The sequence below is a fragment of the Pseudoalteromonas sp. Z1A6 genome (assembly GCF_011378745.1).
GTDB lineage: Bacteria > Pseudomonadota > Gammaproteobacteria > Enterobacterales > Alteromonadaceae > Pseudoalteromonas > Pseudoalteromonas arctica.
In genome coordinates, this window is sequence record NZ_WTKW01000323.1 from 1 (window position 1) to 4706 (window position 4706).

Annotated in this window: 4 protein-coding genes; 1 reads left to right on the forward strand and 3 read right to left on the reverse strand. The window is 38.3% G+C overall.

The genetic code is table 11. The features are described from left to right. Positions 1-44 precede the first annotated feature (44 nt). Positions 45-1358, reverse strand: a complete 1314-nt coding sequence (locus tag GQR46_RS16300) for a peptidoglycan DD-metalloendopeptidase family protein (protein WP_007585425.1) — start codon at positions 1356-1358, stop codon at positions 45-47. A gap of 326 nt (positions 1359-1684) precedes the next feature. Between GQR46_RS16300 and tyrS the strand changes: the two genes are divergently transcribed. Beyond that, positions 1685-2884: a tyrosine--tRNA ligase gene (gene tyrS, locus GQR46_RS16305; protein ID WP_165741524.1), complete on the forward strand. Its 1200-nt coding sequence runs from the start codon at positions 1685-1687 to the stop codon at positions 2882-2884. Positions 2885-2980: 96 nt separating this feature from the next. Here tyrS and ampE read toward each other — a convergent pair whose 3' ends face one another. Together ampE and mtnN are read right to left on the reverse strand one after the other, a co-directional pair. Then, entirely contained in the window at positions 2981-3925 is a 945-nt protein-coding gene (ampE, locus tag GQR46_RS16310; RefSeq protein ID WP_165741526.1) for a regulatory signaling modulator protein AmpE, read from the reverse strand. Further along, entirely contained in the window at positions 3926-4633 is a 708-nt protein-coding gene (gene mtnN / locus GQR46_RS16315; protein WP_024589694.1) for a 5'-methylthioadenosine/S-adenosylhomocysteine nucleosidase, read from the reverse strand. Positions 4634-4706 lie beyond the last annotated feature (73 nt).

The window sequence follows — 4706 nt, forward strand, 5'->3', positions numbered from 1 at the left end:
CAGGTTTAACCTGCAAAGGCTTTTTTAATGTTTATTAATAAACTTTATTTAAGTGCTAACTGTAGCTCGCGATTGCGCTCAAGTTGGGCAATAAAATTATCTGCAATAGGTTTAAACTTAGCAAGTTCTGAGCGAGGTAATGGCTCTGACTTAGGAAGTTTTACTGTTTTAGGATTACGGTGAACGCCATTTACTAAAAATTCATAGTGTAAATGTGCGCCAGTAACACGACCCGTAGAACCTACAGTACCAATTTGTTGGCCCTGTTTAACTTTTTGGCCCGTTTTAACTAGTTTCTTATTTAGGTGTAAGTACTTAGTTACATATTGTGTGCCATGGCTAATAAAGACGTAGTTACCGTTGTACTTGCTGTAACCCGCTTTAACTACCTTACCGTTCCCTGATGCAACCACCGGTGTGCCAGTGCGTGCCGCAAAGTCGATACCACGGTGCGCTCTAACTTGCCCAGTAACTGGGTGTAAGCGACGAGGATTAAAGCTCGAACTAATATACTTAAAGCTTACAGGTGCACGTAAAAATGCTTTTTTCATGCTACGCCCTTCAGGCGTATAAAAATTGCCGTCGGTATGGCGAATCGCTGCAAAGCGCTGACCTTGGTTTACAAATTCAGCGGCAATAATTTTACCGGTACCAATAAACTCGCCATCAACATAATGAGACTCGTAAATTAAGCCAAACACATCGCCTTTACGAATGTCGTTTGCAAAATCAACATCCCAACCAAATATGTCAGCAAAGTTCATTATTTGACGTTCGCTTAAACCTGCCGCTATTGCTGAAGTCCAAAAGTTGTTAGATATTTCGCCGCCAGCGGTTTTGGTTAGCGTTTCAATTTCTTTACTATCAATAGCTGTATCGTAGTTACCTTCTTCATTTAAGGTAACAAATAAAGTATCGGTTTTTGAAATCACATAGCGCAGTTGAGCCAAAGAGCCATCTTCAGCTGTCGCAAAGCTAAGTATTTCACCAGGGTGAATTTTAGTTAGCTTGCGCGTTTCTGCGTTAGTGTTAATTAGTTTATGGAGCGTTTGAGCTGAAAAACCAGCACGTTTGAAGATAATTGCTAAATTGTCGCCATTTTTAACTTTATGATCGACAAAGTCGTATTCTGGTAATTTTTCTGCTGCTTGCTCTGAATTTAACTCAGTTAATTTTTCGTTGTCATCAACTTTAACTTGTAACTCATAGCGCTTGCCTATCTCTAATGCATCTGCATTATTGTCTTTAGAAGCAGTCGCTTTTTCAGAAGGAAGAAATGCCAAGCCGGCAATAGCAGAAACTAAACCTAAAATAAGCAATTTGTGTTTTTTTGGGAGAGTGTTAACCACGTGAACCATAACGTGCCTTTTTCTGCTGTCAAGATAATAAATACATAATATTGCAGGATATACTTAATAATGTACGAATACTAGTGCTTTGTAGATTTAAACTAACCTTAAACTACGCTAAAATCAGGGTTAGGAAGCCTTTTTTAACGTCCTATCTAACTAAGACTCAATTCATTTTGTTTAGTTGCATTAATAACTTAAAAAGTTATTTTAATTAGGTAGAAATTTGTTATGTTAGCTACATATATATATATATTCGGTTTAAACCTATATTAAACCGTGATTACAAGTAACTAGTCCGCCCCTTCGTAGGCAGAATTTTGGAGTAACACAAAGTGGATTTACAAACCGCTCTAGCAGAGATAAAACGCGGTGCAGAAGAAATATTAATTGAAGACGAACTAGTTGAAAAACTAAAGTCGGGCAAAAAGCTAAAAATAAAAGCTGGCTTTGATCCTACAGCCCCTGATTTACATTTAGGGCACACTGTACTAATTAATAAAATGAAAACCTTTCAGGATTTAGGTCATGAGGTTATTTTCTTAATTGGTGACTTTACTGGCATGATTGGTGACCCAACAGGTAAAAACGTAACGCGTAAACCACTTACTCGCGAAGACGTACTAGCCAATGCCGAAACATATAAAGAACAAGTATTCAAAATTCTAGATCCTGCTAAAACCACTGTTGCATTTAACTCTACTTGGATGGAAAAGTTAGGCGCTGCAGGTATGATAAAACTTGCTGCTAACCAAACAGTAGCGCGTATGCTTGAACGAGATGACTTTAAAAAGCGTTACGGCAGCGGTCAACCAATTGCAATTCACGAGTTTTTATATCCACTGGTACAAGGTTGGGATTCGGTTGCACTAGAGTCAGATGTTGAACTAGGCGGTACTGATCAGCGCTTTAACTTGCTAATGGGTCGTGAGCTACAAAAAGTTGAAGGCCAAAAGCCGCAAACAGTATTAATGATGCCATTACTTGAAGGTACTGACGGCGTTCAAAAAATGTCTAAGTCGCTTGGTAACTACATTGGTATTACTGATGCGCCAAACGATATGTTTGGTAAAATAATGTCGATTAGTGATGTGCTAATGTGGCGTTATTACGATTTATTGAGCGCGCTTTCTATTGAAGAAATTGCAGCTCAAAAAGAACGTGTTGAGCAAGGTACTAACCCGCGCGATATTAAAATAGAACTAGCTAAAGAGTTAATTGCTCGTTTTCATAGTGAAGCTGATGCACAAGGTGCACATGACGATTTTATCCAGCGTTTTCAGAAAAAAGCGCTACCAGATGAAATCCCAGAGCTAACAGTCACTATCGCAGAAGATACTATTTTAATTGCTAACTTACTTAAAGAAGCAAACTTAGTAGTAAGTACATCAGAAGCAATGCGTATGATTAAGCAAGGCGCTGTTAAACTTAACGGTGAAGATAAAATCACTGACACCAAACTTGAAATAGCAAAAGGTACAACGGCTATTTACCAAGTAGGTAAACGTAAGTTTGCAAACATCACTGTAGCTTAAATACCGTTTGAAAACTAAAAAACCAGCCTAGGCTGGTTTTTTTGTGCTCGTATTTTGGGGTCTGTAAATAGTTACGAGGTAGTCACTAAATAGTCACTAAACCACTTTTAATATTTCGATGCTTATAATTACTAACAACCAAAATACACGCGCCTGATTTAATCTATTAATTATTACAGGTACATCCTCGGGTGTAGGTAGTCTATCAGTACCTATACGCATTTTATTAAAGCGAGTACCTAAATAAACTGCAGGCCCGCCCAGCTGCACGCCAAGTGATGCAGAGCATGTGCTTAGTAGCCAACCTGTATTTGTTTGATAAAAATGTCTACCATAATGCTTTATGTAGTGCATGCTTTGTTTGCTCGCTCTACTTGCTGCAATAGTTAAAGCGAGTAAGCGCATTGGAATATACTCAATAATAAACAACAGAGTTTTAAGCGGTTTTAAAAAGTAGCTATTTGGGGATATGTCACTACGCCAGGCTTGTTGTATTAAAGTAAGTAATCGATAGGCGAGGGCCGCAATAGGGCCAAAGGCTAAAAATATAAATATAACTACGAAATAGTATCGAGCAGTGCGCAGTATTAAGCTTTCAATTAATGCTTTGATAATACCAGGAGATGAAAGCCTATTAACTTCACGGGCAAGCAGTGGTTTTAGTAATTCGCGTGCTGTCGATTTTTGATTTTGTTTAGTTAGCTTTGCAATGCGAAGTGCTTTTTTATCAATACTCTTACTTTCTAAGCATAAGTATAAAATAAGGCCAGCGAGTAATTCAGGATAAAAAGCAAACTCGAGTAGTAACACTACAATAATGAGAATGACACTTAAAATGAGCGTGCTTGCGAGTATAGCTGCCAAATATTGATAGCTTTTAGGTTCTTTGCTTTTGTATATGCGCTTGCCAATAGCACCAAAAACAGCATTTAGCGCTGTATTAGGATGATACCAGCTAATAAGGGGAATAAAGCGCTCAGCAAGGAGCGCTAGTATGAAGGCAATAAAGTCCAAGTGATTTTGAACAATATTGCTAAGCATTTACAGAGACACTGCAGTTAGCTTTTCTAAAAGTGCGACAACCATTTTAGATGAGTTGATTGATGCTGTTTCTAGGTATTCTTCAAACGATTGTGGTGACTCTTTACCTGCAATATCAGACATTGAGCGAATTACAACAAATGGTGTGTTAAGCGTAAAACACGTTTGTGCAATTGAAGCGCCTTCCATTTCAACGGCAAGCATTGTAGGAAAATCACTGCGTGCTTTATCGATACGCACAGGGTCACACATAAATGTGTCACCAGTACAAATTAAGCCAACAAGTGTTTTAACATCACTGATTTGTTCGATTGTTTGTTGTGCTGCTTCAACTAATTTAGGGTGAGCTGTAAAGCCTGCTGGCATTTGTGGTACTTGGCCAATTTCGTAGCCAAAAGCAGTAACATCTACATCGTGATGACGTACTTCTGACGAAATTACTACGTCGCCAACACTTAGAGAAGGATCGAATCCACCGGCAGAGCCTGTGTTAATTACGCAATCAGGTTTGAAGTTATCAATCAGTAAGGTAGTTGCAATTGTTGATGCTACTTTACCAATACCAGATTGAACAAGTGTTACTGTGTTACCAGCCAATTCACCAGTATAAAAAGTGAAACCTGCTTTAGTTAAAATTTGTGGGTTTTGCATCGCTTCACGTAAAATTTTAACTTCTGGCTCCATTGCGCCAATAATACCAACATTCATAATGTTTAATTCCTGAGTTTGAATCACTTGATTATACGTGAAGTTAGCAATAAAAAACAAAAAAGCGAGCTTG